Source organism: Pseudomonas poae, assembly GCA_028869255.1.
Taxonomy (GTDB): domain Bacteria; phylum Pseudomonadota; class Gammaproteobacteria; order Pseudomonadales; family Pseudomonadaceae; genus Aquipseudomonas; species Aquipseudomonas poae_C.
Window position 1 is genome coordinate 6457317 of sequence record CP110972.1, and the last position, 18741, is coordinate 6476057.

The 18741-nt window shown below is 59.2% G+C and carries 17 protein-coding genes, 2 tRNA genes, 1 rRNA gene and 1 pseudogene; 12 read left to right on the forward strand and 9 right to left on the reverse strand.

Going from position 1 to position 18741, the window contains the following annotated elements:
• The first annotated feature begins 18 nt into the window (after positions 1-18).
• The 5 genes from trpE to LRS56_29305 all read left to right on the forward strand — a co-directional run bounded on the left by trpE (position 19) and on the right by LRS56_29305 (position 4852).
• A complete protein-coding gene (trpE, locus tag LRS56_29285; GenBank protein ID WDU62745.1) occupies positions 19-1500 on the forward strand; it encodes an anthranilate synthase component I in 1482 nt (493 codons plus the stop codon).
• A gap of 9 nt (positions 1501-1509) precedes the next feature.
• Positions 1510-2103 (forward strand): aminodeoxychorismate/anthranilate synthase component II, encoded by a 594-nt coding sequence (locus tag LRS56_29290; GenBank protein WDU62746.1) that lies wholly within the window; start codon positions 1510-1512, stop codon positions 2101-2103.
• 9 nt (positions 2104-2112) lie between these two features.
• On the forward strand, positions 2113-3162 hold the full coding sequence (gene trpD / locus LRS56_29295) for an anthranilate phosphoribosyltransferase (GenBank protein ID WDU62747.1): 1050 nt from the start codon (positions 2113-2115) through the stop codon (positions 3160-3162).
• Positions 3159-3995, forward strand: a complete 837-nt coding sequence (gene trpC, locus LRS56_29300) for an indole-3-glycerol phosphate synthase TrpC (protein WDU62748.1) — start codon at positions 3159-3161, stop codon at positions 3993-3995. The genes trpD and trpC overlap by 4 nt, the downstream gene beginning before the upstream one ends.
• A gap of 161 nt (positions 3996-4156) precedes the next feature.
• A complete protein-coding gene (locus tag LRS56_29305; GenBank protein WDU62749.1) occupies positions 4157-4852 on the forward strand; it encodes a lipoate--protein ligase family protein in 696 nt (231 codons plus the stop codon).
• Here LRS56_29305 and crp read toward each other — a convergent pair.
• Complete coding sequence (gene crp / locus LRS56_29310; GenBank protein ID WDU62750.1) at positions 4849-5493, reverse strand: cAMP-activated global transcriptional regulator CRP; 645 nt, start codon at positions 5491-5493, stop codon at positions 4849-4851. The two genes, LRS56_29305 and crp, sit on opposite strands and share 4 nt — an antisense overlap.
• Positions 5494-5739: 246 nt before the next feature.
• Between crp and LRS56_29315 the strand changes: the two are divergent.
• Positions 5740-6161 (forward strand): annotated as a pseudogene (locus tag LRS56_29315) (OsmC family protein).
• 54 nt (positions 6162-6215) lie between these two features.
• On the opposite strand, the gene coq7 reads toward LRS56_29315, so the two are convergent.
• From coq7 to hemJ, 6 genes are all read right to left on the reverse strand, one after another.
• Positions 6216-6863 (reverse strand): 2-polyprenyl-3-methyl-6-methoxy-1,4-benzoquinone monooxygenase, encoded by a 648-nt coding sequence (gene coq7, locus LRS56_29320; GenBank protein ID WDU62751.1) that lies wholly within the window; start codon positions 6861-6863, stop codon positions 6216-6218.
• Positions 6864-6980: 117 nt separating this feature from the next.
• On the reverse strand, positions 6981-7319 hold the full coding sequence (locus LRS56_29325) for a histidine triad nucleotide-binding protein (protein ID WDU62752.1): 339 nt from the start codon (positions 7317-7319) through the stop codon (positions 6981-6983).
• 46 nt (positions 7320-7365) lie between these two features.
• Positions 7366-8154 (reverse strand): SDR family oxidoreductase, encoded by a 789-nt coding sequence (locus LRS56_29330; GenBank protein ID WDU62753.1) that lies wholly within the window; start codon positions 8152-8154, stop codon positions 7366-7368.
• A gap of 62 nt (positions 8155-8216) precedes the next feature.
• Positions 8217-9179 carry a DUF805 domain-containing protein gene (locus tag LRS56_29335; protein ID WDU62754.1) on the reverse strand — a complete coding sequence of 321 codons (963 nt, stop codon included), beginning with the start codon at positions 9177-9179 and terminating at the stop codon, positions 8217-8219.
• 68 nt (positions 9180-9247) lie between these two features.
• Positions 9248-10210 carry a nitronate monooxygenase family protein gene (locus tag LRS56_29340; protein ID WDU62755.1) on the reverse strand — a complete coding sequence of 321 codons (963 nt, stop codon included), beginning with the start codon at positions 10208-10210 and terminating at the stop codon, positions 9248-9250.
• A gap of 24 nt (positions 10211-10234) precedes the next feature.
• On the reverse strand, positions 10235-10663 hold the full coding sequence (gene hemJ, locus LRS56_29345; protein WDU62756.1) for a protoporphyrinogen oxidase HemJ: 429 nt from the start codon (positions 10661-10663) through the stop codon (positions 10235-10237).
• A gap of 136 nt (positions 10664-10799) precedes the next feature.
• Here hemJ and argC point away from each other — a divergent pair, with 136 nt between their 5' ends.
• Together argC and erpA are read left to right on the forward strand one after the other, a co-directional pair.
• A complete protein-coding gene (argC, locus tag LRS56_29350; GenBank protein ID WDU62757.1) occupies positions 10800-11834 on the forward strand; it encodes an N-acetyl-gamma-glutamyl-phosphate reductase in 1035 nt (344 codons plus the stop codon).
• A 154-nt stretch (positions 11835-11988) separates the two neighbouring features.
• Entirely contained in the window at positions 11989-12339 is a 351-nt protein-coding gene (erpA, locus tag LRS56_29355) for an iron-sulfur cluster insertion protein ErpA (GenBank protein ID WDU65835.1), read from the forward strand.
• A gap of 66 nt (positions 12340-12405) precedes the next feature.
• Here erpA and LRS56_29360 read toward each other — a convergent pair whose 3' ends face one another.
• Both LRS56_29360 and LRS56_29365 read right to left on the reverse strand, forming a co-directional pair.
• Complete coding sequence (locus LRS56_29360; protein ID WDU62758.1) at positions 12406-13497, reverse strand: anhydro-N-acetylmuramic acid kinase; 1092 nt, start codon at positions 13495-13497, stop codon at positions 12406-12408.
• A gap of 3 nt (positions 13498-13500) precedes the next feature.
• Entirely contained in the window at positions 13501-14919 is a 1419-nt protein-coding gene (locus LRS56_29365) for a peptidoglycan DD-metalloendopeptidase family protein (GenBank protein ID WDU62759.1), read from the reverse strand.
• Positions 14920-15128: 209 nt separating this feature from the next.
• Here LRS56_29365 and tyrS point away from each other — a divergent pair, with 209 nt between their 5' ends.
• From tyrS to LRS56_29385, 4 genes are all read left to right on the forward strand, one after another.
• Positions 15129-16328, forward strand: a complete 1200-nt coding sequence (gene tyrS / locus LRS56_29370; GenBank protein ID WDU62760.1) for a tyrosine--tRNA ligase — start codon at positions 15129-15131, stop codon at positions 16326-16328.
• A gap of 553 nt (positions 16329-16881) precedes the next feature.
• Positions 16882-18418, forward strand: a 16S ribosomal RNA gene (locus LRS56_29375).
• Between the two features lie 82 nt (positions 18419-18500).
• A tRNA-Ile gene (locus tag LRS56_29380) sits at positions 18501-18577 on the forward strand.
• A 30-nt stretch (positions 18578-18607) separates the two neighbouring features.
• Positions 18608-18683, forward strand: a tRNA-Ala gene (locus tag LRS56_29385).
• Positions 18684-18741 lie beyond the last annotated feature (58 nt).

The window sequence follows — 18741 nt, forward strand, 5'->3', positions numbered from 1 at the left end:
CACGCCACGAGGCACATCATGACCCGCGAAGAATTCCTGCGTTTGGCCGCTGCCGGCTATAACCGCATTCCCCTGGCCTGCGAAACCCTGGCCGACTTCGATACGCCGCTGTCGATCTACCTGAAACTGGCCGACGAGCCCAATTCCTACCTGCTGGAGTCGGTTCAGGGCGGCGAGAAGTGGGGCCGTTACTCGATCATCGGCCTGCCGTGCCGCACCGTGCTGCGGGTGCACGACCATCATGTGAGCATCACCCATGATGGCGTCGAGATCGAAAGCCACGACGTAGAAGACCCGCTGGCCTTCGTCGAAACCTTCAAGGCGCGCTATAACGTACCGACCATCCCCGGCCTGCCGCGTTTCAACGGTGGCCTGGTGGGGTACTTCGGCTACGACTGCGTGCGCTACGTGGAAAAACGCCTGGGCAAGTGCCCGAACCCCGACCCGCTGGGCGTGCCGGACATTCTGCTGATGGTCTCCGATGCCGTGGTGGTGTTCGACAACCTCGCCGGCAAGATGCACGCAATTGTGCTGGCCGACCCATCCCAGGCCGACGCCTTCGAGCACGGCCTGGCCAGCCTCGAAGCGCTGCTGGAAAAACTGCGCCAGCCGATCACTCCGCGTCGCGGCCTGGACCTCAGCCGTCCGCCAGCTGCTGATCCGATCTTTCGTTCAAGCTTTACCCAGGATGACTACGAGCGCGCAGTCGATACCATCAAGGAATACATCCTTGCCGGTGACTGCATGCAGGTGGTGCCGTCGCAGCGTATGTCCATCGACTTCAAGGCTGCGCCGATTGACCTGTACCGTGCGCTGCGTTGCTTCAACCCGACGCCGTACATGTACTTCTTCAACTTTGGCGATTTCCACGTGGTGGGCAGTTCGCCGGAAGTGCTGGTGCGCGTCGAAGACAACCTGATCACCGTGCGCCCGATTGCCGGTACCCGCCCGCGTGGCGCGACCGAAGAGGCGGACCTGGCGCTCGAAGAAGACCTGCTGAGCGACGACAAAGAGATCGCCGAACACCTGATGCTCATCGACCTGGGCCGCAACGATACCGGGCGGGTCTCGGAGATCGGTTCGGTGAAGCTCACCGAGAAGATGGTGATCGAGCGTTATTCCAACGTGATGCACATTGTGTCCAACGTCACCGGCGAGCTGAAAGCCGGGCTGACGGCGATGGACGCACTGCGGGCGATCCTGCCGGCGGGCACCTTGTCGGGCGCGCCGAAGATCCGTGCGATGGAAATCATCGACGAGCTGGAGCCGGTCAAGCGTGGTGTCTACGGCGGCGCCGTGGGTTATTTCGCCTGGAACGGCAACATGGACACCGCGATTGCGATCCGCACCGCAGTGATCAAGGACGGGGAATTGCATGTGCAGGCGGGGGGCGGGATTGTCGCCGACTCGGTGCCGGCCCTCGAATGGGAAGAAACCCTGAACAAGCGCCGCGCGATGTTCCGCGCCGTTGCGCTGGCTGAACAGACCCCTAATTCTTGAGGTTTCCCCATGTTGCTGATGATTGATAACTACGACTCCTTTACCTACAACGTGGTGCAGTACCTGGGCGAGCTGGGTGCCGAGGTCAAGGTGGTGCGCAACGACGAACTGAGCGTGGCGCAAATCGCGGCGCTCAACCCGGAGCGCATTGTGGTCTCGCCGGGCCCGTGCACGCCGACCGAGGCGGGTATTTCCCTCGAAGCGATTAAATTTTTCGCCGGCAAACTGCCGATCCTGGGCGTGTGCCTGGGGCATCAGTCCATCGGCCAGGCCTTTGGCGGCGATGTGGTGCGTGCGCGCCAAGTGATGCACGGCAAGACCAGCCCGGTGTTCCATAAGGATTTGGGTGTGTTCCATGGCCTGAACCTGCCGGTGACCGTGACCCGCTACCATTCGTTGGTGGTCAAGCGCGAGACCCTGCCGGACTGCCTGGAGCTGACCGCCTGGACCCAGCTGGAAGACGGCTCGGTCGATGAGATCATGGGGCTGCGCCACAAGACACTGAATATCGAAGGGGTGCAGTTTCACCCCGAGTCGATCCTGACCGAGCAGGGCTACGAGCTGTTCGCCAACTTTCTCAAGCAGAGCGGCGGCACGCGCTAAGGACTTTCCATGGATATCAAGACTGCCCTGAGCCGTATCGTCGGCCATCTGGACCTGAGCACCGCTGAAATGAGCGATGTGATGCGCGAGATCATGACCGGCCAATGCACCGACGCGCAGATCGGCGCGTTCATGATGGCGATGCGCATGAAGAGCGAGAGCATCGACGAGATCGTCGGCGCCGTATCGGTGATGCGCGAGCTGGCGGACAAGGTTGAGCTCAAGACCCTCGACGGCGTGGTGGATGTGGTCGGCACCGGCGGCGACGGTGCGAATATCTTCAACGTCTCTACGGCGGCTTCTTTTGTGGTCGCGGCGGCCGGTTGCACCGTGGCCAAGCACGGTAACCGTGCGGTGTCCGGCAAGAGCGGCAGTGCCGACCTGCTGGAAGCGGCCGGTATCTACCTGAACCTGACCCCGGTACAAGTGGCGCGCTGCATCGACAACGTGGGGATCGGCTTTATGTTTGCCCAATCCCACCATGGAGCGATGAAGCACGCCGCCGGCCCGCGCAAGGACCTCGGCCTGCGTACCCTGTTCAACATGCTCGGCCCGCTTACGAATCCGGCCGGTGTGAAGCACCAGGTGGTGGGTGTGTTCAGCCAGGCGCTGTGCCGGCCATTGGCAGAAGTGTTGCAACGCTTGGGCAGCAAGCATGTGCTGGTGGTGCATTCCAAGGACGGCCTGGACGAATTCAGCCTGGCGGCCCCGACTTTTGTGGCGGAGCTGAAAAATGACCAGGTCACTGAATATTGGGTCGAGCCTGAAGACCTCGGCATGAAGAGCCAGAGCCTGCACGGCCTGGCGGTGGAAAGCCCGGCCGCTTCACTCGAACTGATTCGCGATGCCCTGGGGCGTCGCAAGACCGAGAACGGTCAAAAAGCTGCGGAAATGATTGTACTGAATGCTGGCGCGGCACTTTATGCGGCCGACCATGCCTATAGTCTCAAGGAAGGTGTCGCTTTGGCTCACGACGCGCTGCACACCGGTCTGGCTCGCGAAAAGCTCGAAGAGCTGGGAGCATTCACCGCCGTATTCAAGATGGAGAATGAAGGATGAGTGTGCCGACCGTTCTGGAAAAGATCCTGGCCCGTAAGGCCGAAGAAGTCGCCGAGCGCCGCGCCCGCGTGAGCCTCGCCGAGCTGGAAAGCCAGGCGAAGGCTGCCGATGCACCGCGTGGTTTTGCCAGCGCGTTGATCGCTCAGGCCAAACTCAAGCAGCCGGCGGTCATTGCTGAAATCAAGAAGGCTTCGCCGAGCAAGGGTGTGATTCGCGAGATTTTCATCCCCGAGGACATCGCCAAGAGCTATGAGAAGGGCGGAGCGACTTGCCTGTCGGTGCTGACCGATATCGACTACTTCCAGGGTGCCGACCTGTTCCTGCAGCAAGCCCGCGCCGCGTGCAAGTTGCCGGTGATCCGCAAGGATTTCATGGTTGACCCGTACCAGATCGTCGAAGCGCGAGCCTTGGGCGCGGACTGCGTGCTGTTGATCGTCTCCGCACTGGATGACGTGAAGATGGCCGAACTGGCGGCCGTGGCCAAAAGTGTTGGCCTGGACGTGCTGGTGGAAGTGCACGACGGCGATGAGCTGGAGCGTGCACTGAAAACCCTCGACACACCGCTGGTGGGGGTTAACAACCGTAACCTGCACACCTTCGAAGTCAGCCTGGAAAACACCCTCGACCTGCTGCCGCGTATTCCGCGTGACCGCTTGGTGATCACAGAGAGTGGCATCGTCAACCGTGCCGATGTGGAACTGATGGAAATCAGCGGGGTGTATTCGTTCCTGGTGGGCGAGACCTTCATGCGCGCCGAGAACCCGGGGGCTGAGTTGCAGCGCCTGTTCTTCCCGGAGCGTGGCGTGGCGGTCAGCGGTTCGACCCTGGACTGAATAAACCGCGGTCAACATTTGGAATACGGTTTAAATGTGGGAGCGGGCTTGCTCGCGAATGCGGTGGATCAGCCAGTACATGTGGTGACTGACACAGCCCTTTCGCGAGCAAGCCCGCTCCCACATTTGGTTCTGTGTTTATCCAGATAGGTAGGTGTTAGATGACTCAGCCGGTAATGATGACTGTTGAAGCAGGCCTTGCCGCCGAACAAGCTTTACTGGCCGCCGTTTGCGCCGGTGATCAGGAATTCGGCCTGCTGTTCTGGCAGCCCAGCGATCAAGCCCTGGTCATGCCGCGCCGGTTGAGTCGGTTGCCGGCGTTCGAAACCGCCAGCCAAGTTTCGGCCGACGCCGGTTGGCCGGTGTTGCTGCGCGAAACCGGTGGTGAGCCGGTCCCGCAGTCGAATGCCACGGTCAATATCGCCCTGGTCTACGCGCCGCCGCGCAGTGAGGGCGATCAGGGACGTATCGAAACCGGCTACCAGCGCCTGTGCCAGCCGATTTGCGACATGCTGATCGAGTTGGGCGGGGATGCCTCCGTCGGCGAGATCGACGGGGCGTTTTGTGACGGTCGATACAACGTCAACCTCAACGGCCGCAAAATGGTCGGTACGGCTCAGCGCTGGCGCCAGAGCGGTGGACGCCCGGTGGGGTTGGTGCACGGTGCGTTGCTGCTGGAAAACGACCGTGAGGAATTGATCGCGGCGGTCAACCGCTTCAATCAAGCCTGCGGTCTCGAGCAGCGGGTACGGGCCGATAGCCATATCGCGCTGCATGAAGCCTTTGCCGCGCCGCACGCGATCAGTCGGCTGGACACCCTGTACCGTCAACTGCTGGCCAGCTTCCTGCCGGGTTAACGGGTACCGAACACCACCATCGTCTTGCCTTTGACGTGCACCAGGTTGCGCTCTTCCAGGTCCTTGAGCACCCGGCCGACCATCTCTCGCGAACAGCCGACAATGCGCCCGATTTCCTGGCGCGTGACTTTGATCTGCATGCCGTCGGGATGGGTCATGGCGTCGGGTTGCTTGCACAGCTCCAGCAGGCAACGGGCTACGCGACCGGTGACGTCGAAGAATGCCAGGTCACCGACCTTGCGCGTGGTGTCCCGCAGGCGCTGGGCGATCTGGCCGCTCAGGGCGTAGAGGATATCGGGATCGTGCTGGGCCAGTTCGCGAAACTTGGCGTAGCTGATCTCGGCCACTTCGCACTCGACCTTGGCGCGTACCCAGGCGCTGCGTTCCTGCTCCTTGCCGGCTTGCTCAAACAGCCCCAGTTCGCCAAAGAAATCTCCGGTGTTCAGGTAGGCGATGATCATTTCGCGGCCGTCTTCGTCCTCGATCAGGATGGTGACCGAGCCTTTGATAATGAAGAACAGTGTTTCAGAGCGCTCGCCGGCACAGATGATGTTGTGCTTGGCCGGGTGGCGCCGGCGCTGGCAGTGCATCAACAATTTGTCGAGATTCTTGATCTTGGGTATGGGAGTAAGAGCAACCATGGTTGTATCCCGAAAAGGCAGCGCGAAGTGGTTAGAGTTATTGTGTTCAGAGGTATCGGCATTGATACACGTTGTATAAAGGGTGGCAATACGCCATCGATTTGGCGCCAGCTTAACAGACACATCCTGTCTCGATTAGCCAATTTGCCGGGGAAAGCCTGCTATTGATCGCTTTCATGGGAAACGCTGCCGTGCCCAGGCCCTGTGCTAAGCTGGCGACCCTTTTTTAGCAGTGGAGTCTGGGCGATGAAGGCACGCATCCAATGGGCGGGCGAAGCCATGTTCCTCGGTGAGTCGGGCAGTGGCCATGTGGTGGTCATGGACGGCCCGCCGGAAGCCGGTGGCCGTAACCTGGGCGTACGCCCGATGGAAATGCTCCTGCTGGGTGTCGGCGGTTGCAGCAATTTCGACGTGGTCAGCATCCTTAAGAAATCCCGTCAGGCCGTGGAAAGCTGCGAAGCGTTCCTGAAGCCGAGCGCGCCACTGAAGACCCCAAGGTGTTCACCAAGATCCACATGCATTTCGTGGTGAAAGGCCGGGCATTGAAAGAAGCCCAGGTAAAGCGCGCCATCGAGCTGTCGGCGGAGAAGTATTGCTCAGCGTCGATCATGCTGGGCGCGGCCGGTGTGGCTATCACCCATGATTACGAAATCATCGAGTTGGGTTGATCCCAGGATCGGCTGACAAAAAAAGGGCGCTTTGAAAGCGCCCTTTTTTGTGGCTCAGATTCGATACGTACTTTTGGTCATGACCTTGGCCAGCAGGCTCATGCCAAATCGCACCGGCGCCGGGAAGCGGAACCCGCCGGCATCCAATGCGCTTTCTGCGTGGTGTTCTTCATCGATGCGCATCTGCTCAAGAATCGCCCGGGACTTTTCGTCTTCGGCCGGCAGTTGCTCCAGGTGCTCATCCAGGTGCTTGCACACTTGATGTTCGGTTGCTGCGACAAAACCGAGGCTGACCTTGTCGCTGATCAAGCCGGCAGCGGCGCCGATACCAAACGACAAACCATAGAACAGCGGGTTCAGCACGCTGGGGTGGCTGCCCAGTTGGCGGATGCGTTGCTCGCACCAGGCCAGGTGGTCGATTTCTTCCTCGGCCGCGTGTTCCATGGCTGCACGTACCTGCGGCAGCTTGGCGGTCAGGGCCTGGCCCTGGTACAGCGCCTGGGCACAGACTTCGCCGGTATGGTTGATGCGCATCAGGCCGGCGACGTGGCGGGTATCGGTCTCGCTCATCTGTGCGTCGGGCTGCACGATGGCGGGTGACGGGCGATACGGTTGGCCGCTGAAGGGCAGCAGTGTGCGCATGGCCATGTCGGCTTGCAGCAACAGACGGTCAATCGGCGAGTAGTGACGTTGGGTAGTCATGCTGACCTCCGGGAAGAATCTCGGCGGCCAGTTTACCGCAAGAGAGGGGCAAGCGTTTGCGCTGAGTCAGGGGCATGGGGTCGCAGCCTGGCGCCGCGACCCTTGCGGCAAGGCCGATCAGCCCGGCGGCCAGTTCATCTGGCGCTGACCCAACACATGCATATGGATGTGATAAACGGTCTGCCCGCCTTTCGGGTTGCAGTTCATCACCACCCGGAAACCTTCCTCGCAACCCTGCTCTATGGCCAGGCGCTGGGCGGTGAACAGAATATGACCGGCCAGGGCTTTGTCTTCTTCGGTCAGGTCGTTGAGGGTAGGGATGTGTTTCTTCGGGATGACCAGGAAATGCACAGGCGCCGCCGGGTTGATGTCCTTGAAGGCAAGGACTTGATCATCTTCGTAGATGATATCCGCGGGTATTTCTCTGTTGATGATCTTGGTGAACAGAGTATCCACAGCTGTTTCTCCATTAATAAAGTGCAGAGTGAGTGTACTCAGCCCGTCAGCGCGGGCAATAGGCCTTGTTGATGGCCCCGGCGATCTTGCGCGTCAGCCAGCGTGGGCTGAAACGCGGGCTGAAGGCCAGCCAGCGATTACGCCGGCCGGGAATGATGATGGCCTGGTTCTTTTCGAGTGCGCGCACGGTGTACAGCGCCACTTCTTCGGGGCTCATCAGTTTGTCACTGCGTTCAAGCTTGGCGGTGTCCATCTGCGCCGTGCCGAAGAAGGCGGTGCGTGTCGGGCCGGGGCAAAGTACCGAGACCTTGATGCCGCAGGTCTTGAGTTCTTCGCGCAGGCCTTCGGAAAAATGCAGTACGTAGGCTTTGCTGGCGTAATAGCTGCTCATCCACGGGCCGGGCTGGAAAGCCGCAACCGATGCCACATTGAGAATCTGCCCACCGCCATGCAGCGCCATGGCATTGCCCAGGGCGTGACACATGCGGGTCAGGGCCAGGACGTTGACTTCGATCAGGTCCTGTTCGGTCATCCAGTCCTGGGCCAGGAACGGCCCGCTGGTGCCGATGCCGGCGCAGTTCACCAGCAGGTCGATCTGGCGTTCGCCCTCTTCTAGCTCCAGCAGGAACCCGGACAAACGCAGCGGCTCGCCCAGGTCGCAGGCCCGAAACAGCACCTCGACGCCAAAGCGTTGGGTCAATTCGATTGCAATGCTTTCCAACTGATCACGCTGGCGGGCCACCAGAATCAAGCTGCGGCCGCGACGGGCCAATGCTTCGGCCAGGGCCAGGCCGATGCCGCTGGAGGCGCCGGTGATCAGAGCGTAACGGGTCATGCCTTTCTCCATCGCAACGCCACCGGCCTGTGATGGAGGCATCACAGGCGGCGGGCGTTTCTTTACTGTTCCGGAGAGTCTACAGGTTCGCCCGCTTCGTCAGCACTTTGCGCGTCGTCTTCCTCGACGGTGGTGGCTTGATCGGCGTCTTCATCGGAGGTGATGGAGCTGCTTTCGTAGCTGCTGTCCATATTGGCTTCGAGCTGGTTGAGGTAGCCGTTCATGCCCAGCGTCACCACGATGGCGAGCATCACCGGAATAAACGCCAGCCACAGGGTAGCCAGCACTTTGACCGCCGTGGAGTTGCGCGGTGGTGGTGCGCCGTACTGGTTGGCGCCTGCATTACCCGGCAATACCAGCAACAGGATCGGGAACACGCTGTTAACCAGCGGCACCAGGTTGAGGAAATACAGCCAGCCGGACCAGCCGAGGTCATGCAGGCGCTGCACACCGATCTGCACGCTGACCCAGACCAGCGCAACAAACAACGCCAGACCCAGCAGTACACCGATGATGGTGCCAAGCGTCGGCGAGGCGGTGGCCACGGCAAAGCTGACGGTGCTGATGATGCCACCGGCAACCAGCATTGCCAGGGTCAATACCAGCGTCCAGGCCAGATACCGCAAGCGGCCGATACGCCCGTGCAGGGTAAACACCTTGAGGGTGGCGTACTCCGGCAGGTCATCGCCCACGGCGGCGCGTGGTGGCGCGTAAGGCGAGGCGGCCGGGCGCGAGAAGTCAGCGCTGGCGGATTCCGTCTCATGGGTTTCGGCGAGGCTGAAGGCCACGGGCTGTTCGGCTTCGATACGCGCATCGACCCCGGCGTTTTTCAGCGCGGTGAGGTAGGTTTCGGCATCGGGGCGGGACAAGTCGCGCTTCAAGGCGACCGGGCGGCCGGTAAAGAGCTTCTCGATGGCATCGACATCACTCTTGAACAGCTCGGCCAGATTCAGTTTGGCGGTGGTGCTTTCGACCCCAGGGAGCAGGGCTCCATCAAACACAATCTTGAAACGGTTGTCGCTCATGCAGGCATCCTTGTCACTAATTCAGGAAGGTTGTGCAGGCCCGCTCAATCGGCAGGCCCTGCGTTGGGTCAGCGTGGCCAGCGCAAGTCTGCAGCCTGCTCGCGAGCCTTGCGGTATTCGGCATCCAGGCGTGCAACGAGTTCATCGACGCCAGGCAAATCATCAATCTCTCCGACGCCTTGGCCGGCGGACCATACGGTCTTCCAGGCTTTGGCTTCGTCGCTCAACGGCTTGAGCTTGGAACCGAAGTTGACGTCGCCTTTGCCTTGCAGCGCAGCGAGGTCGAAACCGGCGTTTTCCAGGCTCTGGCGCATAAAACTGGCGGGCACACCGGAGACAGCAGGAGTGTGCACGATGTCGGCGGCACGCGATGTGAGCAGCATCTCTTTATACGCATCCGGGGCGTGGCTTTCAGTGGTGCCGATAAAACGCGTGCCGAAGTAAGCCAGGTCTGCCCCCAGCAGTTGGGCGGCGAGTATCTCATGCCCATGGTTAAGGCAGCCGGCCAGCAGCAGGGTTTTATCGAAAAACTGGCGAATCTCGGCGATCAGTGCGAATGGGCTCCAGGTGCCGGCATGCCCACCGGCGCCTGCCGCCACAGCGATCAGGCCGTCGACCCCGGCTTCGGCAGCTTTTTCTGCATGGCGCCGGGTGGTGACATCGTGAAACACCAGGCCTCCGTAGCCGTGCACAGCATCCACCAGTTCCTTGACCGCCCCCAGGCTGGTAATGACGATCGGCACTTTGTGCTCGACGCAGATCGCCAAGTCGGCTTGCAGACGTGGGTTGCTATTGTGCACGATCAGGTTGACGGCATACGGCGCTGGGTTGTCCAGCTGCGCCAGGCCCGCTTCGATCTCTTCCAGCCAGGCTTTGAAGCCGCTGCTTTCGCGCTGGTTGAGCGCCGGGAAGCTCCCGACCACCCCGTTACGGCAACACGCCAGGACCAGTTGCGGGTTGGAAATCAGAAACATCGGCGCAGCCACCACGGGCAGGCGCAGACGTTGTTCGAGCAAAGCGGGCAGCGACATTGGAGGTACCCCGAGTCATTGAAATTAGAACGGTTTAACCACGACCAAAATTACGATAGCCAGCAATATCAGAACGGGCACTTCATTGAACCAGCGATAAAAGACATGGCTGCGGGTGTTTTCGCCACGGGCGAAACGTTTTACCTGCGCGCCGCACATGTGGTGATAGCCGATCAGCAGCACCACCAGGGTCAGCTTGGCGTGGATCCACGCGCCGGTTTGAAAGATGCTGGGGTTGAGGTAGATCAGCCAGCCGCCAAATATCAGGGTGGCAACCATCGCCGGGCCCATGATGCCGCGGTAGAGCTTGCGCTCCATGATGCTGAAGCGTTCTTTGCTGACGGTGTCTTCACTTTGGGCGTGATAGACGAACAGTCGTGGCAGGTAGAACAGCGCGGCAAACCAGCAGACGAGACTGACGATATGGAAGGCTTTGACCCATAGATAGAGCATTTCTAGTTATTCCCAGGTTCACGGTAACTGAAGATAGTAGTGGCTCATGCGCCCGTACGTCACGTTGACGGTTGTCGCAGGACGATACGGCCCCTATTATCGACGGCTTTCCAGTGGGTTCGTTGAGGGCAGGTTTATGGTCAAGGTCGGTATCGTCGGCGGCACGGGTTACACCGGTGTCGAATTGCTGCGTCTGTTGGCTCAGCATCCGCAAGCTGAGGTGGTGGTGATCACTTCCCGATCCGAGGCCGGGCTGGCCGTGGCCGATATGTACCCGAACCTGCGAGGCCACTACGATGGCCTGGCATTCAGCGTTCCGGACATCAAGACCCTGGGCGCCTGTGATGTGGTGTTCTTTGCCACGCCGCACGGCGTTGCCCATGCGCTGGCCGGTGAGCTGCTGGCCGCCGGCACCAAGGTGATCGACCTGTCGGCCGACTTCCGTTTGCAGGATGCCGATGAGTGGGCCAAGTGGTACGGCCAGCCGCACGGTGCCCCGCAGCTGTTGGAAGAGGCGGTGTATGGCCTGCCGGAAGTCAATCGTGAACAGATCAAGCAAGCGCGCCTGATTGCGGTGCCGGGTTGCTACCCGACCGCAACACAACTGGGTTTCCTGCCATTGCTCGAAGCCGGGCTGGCGGATGCTTCGCGCCTGATCGCCGATTGCAAGTCGGGCGTGAGCGGCGCTGGTCGTGGGGCTGCTGTAGGTTCGCTGTACTCCGAGACGTCGGAAAGCATGAAGGCGTATGCAGTAAAAGGGCATCGCCACCTGCCGGAAATCCGCCAGGGGCTGCGTCGTGCAGCGGGTAAGGACGTGGGCCTGACCTTCGTGCCGCACCTGACGCCGATGATCCGTGGGATTCACTCCACGTTGTACGCAACCGTGGTGGACCGCTCGGTCGATCTGCAGGCGTTGTTTGAAAAGCGCTATGCCAATGAACCGTTCGTCGATGTAATGCCTGCCGGCAGCCACCCGGAAACCCGCAGCGTGCGCGGCGCCAATGTGTGCCGCATTGCCGTGCATCGTCCACAAGATGGCGACCTGGTCGTGGTGCTTTCGGTGATCGATAACCTGGTCAAGGGCGCGTCGGGTCAGGCGGTACAGAACATGAACATCCTGTTTGGCCTGGATGAAAAGCTGGGCTTGTCCCACGCGGGCATGCTGCCTTAAAAGCAGCTACGAGCTTCAAGTTGTCAGCGGCAAGCTTGGAGCTTGCCGGCTAGAAGCTTGCCGCTGCTCCCTTAATAGTTGACCGCTTTTCTAGGAGAAGCGGATAATGCCCGCCATTACGCATATGGCGACGCTACGCCGGGAGATTATCAGCATGAGCGTTGAATCCTTCACCCCCACGGCTTTGCAATTCACCCACGGTGCTGCGCACAAGGTGAAGAGCCTGGTCGATGAAGAGGGTAATGATCGCTTGAAGCTGCGCGTATTCGTTACGGGCGGCGGTTGTTCAGGGTTTCAGTACGGTTTTACCTTCGATGAAGATGTGGCCGATGACGACACCATCGTCGAGCGCGAGGGCGTGAGCCTGGTCGTGGACCCGATGAGCTTCCAATACCTGGCAGGTGCCGAGGTGGATTACCAGGAAGGTCTGGAAGGTTCGCGTTTCGTGATCAAGAACCCTAACGCCACCACTACCTGTGGTTGCGGGTCTTCGTTCTCGATCTGATCGGCAACGGGCAAAAAAAACGCCGCTTGGCTTTGATAGGCCAAGCGGCGTTTTGCTGTCTGGGGCTCAGGCCGGGTAGATCGCGCCCAGTACGCGCAGCCCGCGTGCGCCGGTGACGCTCGGGCGGTTGGCGGCGATGCCTTCAAGGCAGCAATGGGCCAGCCAGGCGAAGGCCATGGCTTCGACCCAATCGGGGTCCACGCCGTAAGTGGCGGTGCTGCTGACCTGGGTGGCAGGGAGCAGGGCGGCCAGGCGGCTCATCAGCGTGCCGTTGTGGGCGCCGCCGCCACAGACCAGCAGGGTTTCTGTCTGGCCCTGTGCGGTTTGCAGGGACTCGCTGATGGTCAGGGCGGTCAGTTCCAGCAGCGTAGCCTGAACGTTCTGGGGCGCGAACGCGGGTAGTTGGCTCAGGTGCTGCTGTAGCCACTGCAGGTTGAACACTTCACGCCCGGTGCTTTTAGGGCCCTTGGTCAGGAAGAATGGATCGCCCAGCAGCGCATTGAGTAGCTGGGGCTCTATCGTGCCGCTGGCGGCCCAGTGGCCATCGCGATCAAAGTGTTCGCCACGTTGCAGGTGAATCCACGCGTCCAGCAACACATTGCCCGGGCCACAGTCGAAGCCGGCTACAGGCTTGCCGGTTTCGATCAGGCTGAGGTTGCTGAAACCTCCGACATTCAATACGGCGCGGTTGCCCGTGCGCTCACCAAACAATGCTTCATGAAATGCAGGCACCAATGGCGCGCCCTGGCCACCGGCAGCCACGTCGCGGCTGCGGAAATCACTGACCACGGTAATGCCTGTCAGCTCAGTGAGTAGGGCGGGGTTGCCGATCTGTACGGTAAAGCCTCGCGCCGGTTCGTGGCGGATGGTCTGGCCATGGCTGCCAATGGCGCGGATATCCTGGGGCTTGAGGTTTTGCTGGCCAAGCAGGGCGTGAATACCTTGCGCAGCGAGCTGCACCCACTGCTGCTGGGCAATGGCCGAGCGTGCAATCTCATCCGGGCCGCTGGCGCAAAGGCCAAGCAGCTCGGTGCGCAGTGCGCTCGGCATGGGGATGTAGTGCGTGGCCAGCAGTTTGATTGCCGGGGTTTGCTCAATCAGGGCGATGTCCAGGCCATCGAGGCTGGTGCCGGACATCACGCCTATATAGAGAGACATGTGTTAACGCTTCGCCGAGGCAAGCAGGGTAGAGCGCTCCTGGTCCATGCGCGCCATCAGCGGCTGGCTCTGTTGCAGGAAGCGTGCGCGTTCGGCTTTGGCGATCGGGTCGGCCATTGGCAGCTTCTGGCCGAGTGGGTCGACGTGGACGCCGTTCACCTGGAACTCATAGTGCAAATGCGGGCCGGTGGACAGGCCGGTGGTGCCGATATAGCCAATGACCTGGCCCTGTTTCACGTTACTGCCGGTCGACACGCCCTTGGCGAAGCCCTGCATGTGGCCATACAGCGTGCGGTAGGTGTTGCCGTGCTGGATGATCACGGTGTTGCCGTAACCGCCGCGACGCCCGGCCAGCAGTACCTTGCCATCACCGGCAGCCTTGATGGGGGTGCCGCGAGGGGCTGCATAGTCAACGCCTTTGTGGGCGCGGATCTTGTTCAAAATGGGGTGCTTGCGGCCCATGGAAAAGCGCGAACTGATACGGGCGAAGTCAACCGGCGTGCGGATAAAGGCTTTGCGCATGCTATTGCCGTCGGCCGTGTAGTAGCTGCTGTTGCCTTGTTTGTTGGTGTAACGCACGGCGGTGTAGGTCTTGCCGCGGTTGGTGAAGCGCGCAGAGAGAATGTTGCCGGTGCCGACCACTTTGCCGTTGGCGACCTTCTGCTCGTAGATCACATCGAATTCGTCGCCCTGGCGGATGTCCTGAGCGAAGTCGATGTCGTAGCCGAACACGCTGGCCATATCCATGGTCATGCTGTGGGACAAGCCGGCGCGAGCGGCGGATTGCGACAGCGAGCTGTTGATCACGCCGTGCACATACGCCGAACGCATTACCGGTTTGGTGGTGATGCGGTTGAAGGCAAAGCCTTTGGCGCCCTTGGTCAGGGTGATGCTTTCGAGGTCGCTGACATTGCTGTGCAGGTTGTTCAGCTGGCCGTCGGGGGTGAACTCGAACTCAAGCTTCTGGCCGTGCCTGAGCTGGGTGAATTGCTTGGCTTGCTTGTCGCTGGCCAGCACGTCGTTAACCGTGGCGGCGGGGAGGCCGACCTTTTCGAACAGGGTCGACAGCGTGTCGCCCCTGGCCACGACCACTTCGCGGTGCAGAGGGTTCTTGGCGGCGTCGGCAGCAGGAGCAGGCTGGGCCTGGGCGGCTTGCTGGGTGTCTTCCGGGCTGTTTTCTATCTGCGCGAACGGCGACTCGACGGGGGCATTTGTGGCTTGTTGCGCGTCGGAAGCGTCTTGATCTTGTGTCAGTTGCTCAACCGGACTTTCCAGGTCAAGGCTCAGGGATGTTCGTTTGGCTTCTACGTCACTGGAAGGGAATACCAGGAGTGCCAGGCTGAGAAGAGCGGCGATACCACTTGCGGCGAGCAGGTGGGTCTTCGGGTAAAGCGGCGGCGCTTTAGACGGTTCAGTGGTCATAAGTAATTTTGACTTTGAAGATGAATTGGAAAAGATGAATGACATGATGAAGATGAAATAACTGTATAAAATATAACCAAATCATCTGTGGCGCAAGCTCGCGAACGCTGGGCTTGCTGAACGGTGTCCGTGCGCAGGGCAAAACTTGTAATTAGTCCCTGATCTTGTATGGTTGGTTCCCTTTTGAATCTGAGCCTTGCGGGTCTGTTATGAAGTCGGTTGAAGAGCAGCTAGCGCTGATAAAACGTGGTGCGGAAGAACTGTTGGTCGAAGCTGAGCTGATCGAGAAGCTCAAGCGTGGTCAGCCCCTGCGTATTAAGGCTGGCTTCGATCCGACGGCGCCGGATCTGCACCTGGGTCATACCGTGCTTATTAATAAGCTGCGCCAGTTCCAGGAACTGGGGCACCAGGTCATCTTCCTTATAGGTGACTTCACGGGGATGATCGGTGATCCGAGCGGCAAAAGCGCCACGCGCCCGCCGCTGACTCGTGAGCAGGTCCTGGAGAATGCCGAGACCTACAAGACTCAGGTGTTCAAGATTCTCGACCCGGCTAAAACCGAGGTGGCCTTCAACTCCACCTGGATGGACCAGATGGGGCCGGCGGACTTCATTCGCCTGACTTCCCAGTACACCGTGGCACGTATGCTTGAACGTGATGACTTCGACAAGCGCTACTCCACCAATCAACCAATCGCGATCCACGAGTTTCTTTACCCGCTGGTTCAGGGGTATGACTCGGTGGCGCTGCGCGCGGACGTTGAGCTGGGCGGTACCGACCAGAAGTTCAACCTGCTGATGGGGCGTGAGCTGCAGCGTGCGTATGGGCAAGAAGCCCAATGCATTCTGACCATGCCGTTGCTGGAAGGCTTGGATGGCGTCAAGAAGATGTCCAAGTCTCTGGGTAACTATGTCGGTATCCAGGAAGCACCGGGCGTGATGTACGGCAAGCTGGTTTCGATTCCTGATGCATTGATGTGGCGCTACTTCGAGCTGTTGAGCTTCCGCTCGATGGATGAGATCAATGCGCTGCGTGCCGACGTCGAGGCGGGTGCCAACCCGCGTGATGTGAAGATCAAGCTGGCGGAAGAGATCGTTGCGCGCTTCCATGGTGAAGAAGCTGCGGCCAGTGCTCACCGTGCGGCCGGCAACCGTATGAAGGATGGCGAGCTGCCGGATGATCTGCCGGAGATCGAGTTGACTGCTGCCGAGGCGATGCCGATCGCGGCTGTCCTTAATAAGGCGGGCCTGGTGAAGAATTCGGCGGTTGCGCGTGATCTCCTTGGTTCCGGCGGTGTGCGTATAGATGGTGAGGTTGTTGATCGCACCTTTATATACGAACTGGGCGCTACCCACGTTTGCCAGGCCGGGAAGAAGGCATTTGCGCGTATTACGCTCAAATCCGAATAAACCTGAAATTAAGTGTTGACGGCGATTTATATCTGTCTATAATTCGCCCCACTTCCGGCGCAGTCGAAACGGAAAACTCCTTGGTAAACAAAGAGTTATGCGAGATTCGACAGCGAGATGCTTCAGTTCATCGAAGCCCAGAAGGAGTTGGTAGAGCGGTGTTGTTTGGCTCTATTAACGTTTCGATCTTCTCGGTCGAAAGCGGAGAAAAAGAGGTGTTGACAGCAGCGTGTAACGCTGTAGAATTCGCCTCCCGCTAACGAGAGATCGGAAGCGCAAGTGGTTGAAGTTGTTGAAGAAATCTTCGAAAACTTCTGAAAATAATCACTTGACAGCAAATGAGGCTGCTGTAGAATGCGCGCCTCGGTTGAGACGAAAGATCTTAACCAACCGCTCTTTAACAACTGAATCAAGCAATTCGTGTGGGTGCTTGTGGAGTCAGACTTATAGTCAACAAGATTATCAGCATCACAAGTTACTCCGCGAGAAATCAAAGATGTAACCAACGATTGCTGAGCCAAGTTTAGGGTTTCTTAAAAACCCAAAGATGTTTGAACTGAAGAGTTTGATCATGGCTCAGATTGAACGCTGGCGGCAGGCCTAACACATGCAAGTCGAGCGGTAGAGAGAAGCTTGCTTCTCTTGAGAGCGGCGGACGGGTGAGTAATGCCTAGGAATCTGCCTGGTAGTGGGGGATAACGTTCGGAAACGGACGCTAATACCGCATACGTCCTACGGGAGAAAGCAGGGGACCTTCGGGCCTTGCGCTATCAGATGAGCCTAGGTCGGATTAGCTAGTTGGTGAGGTAATGGCTCACCAAGGCGACGATCCGTAACTGGTCTGAGAGGATGATCAGTCACACTGGAACTGAGACACGGTCCAGACTCCTACGGGAGGCAGCAGTGGGGAATATTGGACAATGGGCGAAAGCCTGATCCAGCCATGCCGCGTGTGTGAAGAAGGTCTTCGGATTGTAAAGCACTTTAAGTTGGGAGGAAGGGCAGTTACCTAATACGTGATTGTTTTGACGTTACCGACAGAATAAGCACCGGCTAACTCTGTGCCAGCAGCCGCGGTAATACAGAGGGTGCAAGCGTTAATCGGAATTACTGGGCGTAAAGCGCGCGTAGGTGGTTTGTTAAGTTGGATGTGAAATCCCCGGGCTCAACCTGGGAACTGCATTCAAAACTGACTGACTAGAGTATGGTAGAGGGTGGTGGAATTTCCTGTGTAGCGGTGAAATGCGTAGATATAGGAAGGAACACCAGTGGCGAAGGCGACCACCTGGACTAATACTGACACTGAGGTGCGAAAGCGTGGGGAGCAAACAGGATTAGATACCCTGGTAGTCCACGCCGTAAACGATGTCAACTAGCCGTTGGAAGCCTTGAGCTTTTAGTGGCGCAGCTAACGCATTAAGTTGACCGCCTGGGGAGTACGGCCGCAAGGTTAAAACTCAAATGAATTGACGGGGGCCCGCACAAGCGGTGGAGCATGTGGTTTAATTCGAAGCAACGCGAAGAACCTTACCAGGCCTTGACATCCAATGAACTTTCTAGAGATAGATTGGTGCCTTCGGGAACATTGAGACAGGTGCTGCATGGCTGTCGTCAGCTCGTGTCGTGAGATGTTGGGTTAAGTCCCGTAACGAGCGCAACCCTTGTCCTTAGTTACCAGCACGTAATGGTGGGCACTCTAAGGAGACTGCCGGTGACAAACCGGAGGAAGGTGGGGATGACGTCAAGTCATCATGGCCCTTACGGCCTGGGCTACACACGTGCTACAATGGTCGGTACAGAGGGTTGCCAAGCCGCGAGGTGGAGCTAATCCCATAAAACCGATCGTAGTCCGGATCGCAGTCTGCAACTCGACTGCGTGAAGTCGGAATCGCTAGTAATCGCGAATCAGAATGTCGCGGTGAATACGTTCCCGGGCCTTGTACACACCGCCCGTCACACCATGGGAGTGGGTTGCACCAGAAGTAGCTAGTCTAACCTTCGGGAGGACGGTTACCACGGTGTGATTCATGACTGGGGTGAAGTCGTAACAAGGTAGCCGTAGGGGAACCTGCGGCTGGATCACCTCCTTAATCGACGACATCAGCTGCTCCATAAGTTCCCACACGAATTGCTTGATTCATTGAAGAAGACGATAAGAAGCAGCCCGAAATTGGGTCTGTAGCTCAGTTGGTTAGAGCGCACCCCTGATAAGGGTGAGGTCGGCAGTTCGAATCTGCCCAGACCCACCAATTTTGTGTGGGAAACGCCTGTAGAAATACGGGGCCATAGCTCAGCTGGGAGAGCGCCTGCCTTGCACGCAGGAGGTCAACGGTTCGATCCCGTTTGGCTCCACCACTACTGCTTCTGAAGTTTTGAAAGCTTAGAAATGAGCATTCCATAAGGTTGATGGTGA

Bases quoted from the DNA above. Each gene is read 5' to 3' on its own strand.
- LRS56_29360 (WDU62758.1), bottom strand. From the start codon at position 13,497: ATGTCTCTCTATATAGGCGTGATGTCCGGCACCAGCCTCGATGGCCTG.
- tyrS (WDU62760.1), top strand. From the start codon at position 15,129: ATGAAGTCGGTTGAAGAGCAGCTAGCGCTGATAAAACGTGGTGCGGAA.
- LRS56_29340 (WDU62755.1), bottom strand. From the start codon at position 10,210: ATGTCGCTGCCCGCTTTGCTCGAACAACGTCTGCGCCTGCCCGTGGTG.
- LRS56_29330 (WDU62753.1), bottom strand. From the start codon at position 8,154: ATGACCCGTTACGCTCTGATCACCGGCGCCTCCAGCGGCATCGGCCTG.
- LRS56_29335 (WDU62754.1), bottom strand. From the start codon at position 9,179: ATGAGCGACAACCGTTTCAAGATTGTGTTTGATGGAGCCCTGCTCCCT.
- trpD (WDU62747.1), top strand. From the start codon at position 2,113: ATGGATATCAAGACTGCCCTGAGCCGTATCGTCGGCCATCTGGACCTG.
- coq7 (WDU62751.1), bottom strand. From the start codon at position 6,863: ATGACTACCCAACGTCACTACTCGCCGATTGACCGTCTGTTGCTGCAA.
- LRS56_29290 (WDU62746.1), top strand. From the start codon at position 1,510: ATGTTGCTGATGATTGATAACTACGACTCCTTTACCTACAACGTGGTG.
- trpC (WDU62748.1), top strand. From the start codon at position 3,159: ATGAGTGTGCCGACCGTTCTGGAAAAGATCCTGGCCCGTAAGGCCGAA.
- erpA (WDU65835.1), top strand. From the start codon at position 11,989: ATGAGCGTTGAATCCTTCACCCCCACGGCTTTGCAATTCACCCACGGT.
- trpE (WDU62745.1), top strand. From the start codon at position 19: ATGACCCGCGAAGAATTCCTGCGTTTGGCCGCTGCCGGCTATAACCGC.
- LRS56_29365 (WDU62759.1), bottom strand. From the start codon at position 14,919: ATGACCACTGAACCGTCTAAAGCGCCGCCGCTTTACCCGAAGACCCAC.
- crp (WDU62750.1), bottom strand. From the start codon at position 5,493: ATGGTTGCTCTTACTCCCATACCCAAGATCAAGAATCTCGACAAATTG.
- LRS56_29305 (WDU62749.1), top strand. From the start codon at position 4,157: ATGACTCAGCCGGTAATGATGACTGTTGAAGCAGGCCTTGCCGCCGAA.
- hemJ (WDU62756.1), bottom strand. From the start codon at position 10,663: ATGCTCTATCTATGGGTCAAAGCCTTCCATATCGTCAGTCTCGTCTGC.
- argC (WDU62757.1), top strand. From the start codon at position 10,800: ATGGTCAAGGTCGGTATCGTCGGCGGCACGGGTTACACCGGTGTCGAA.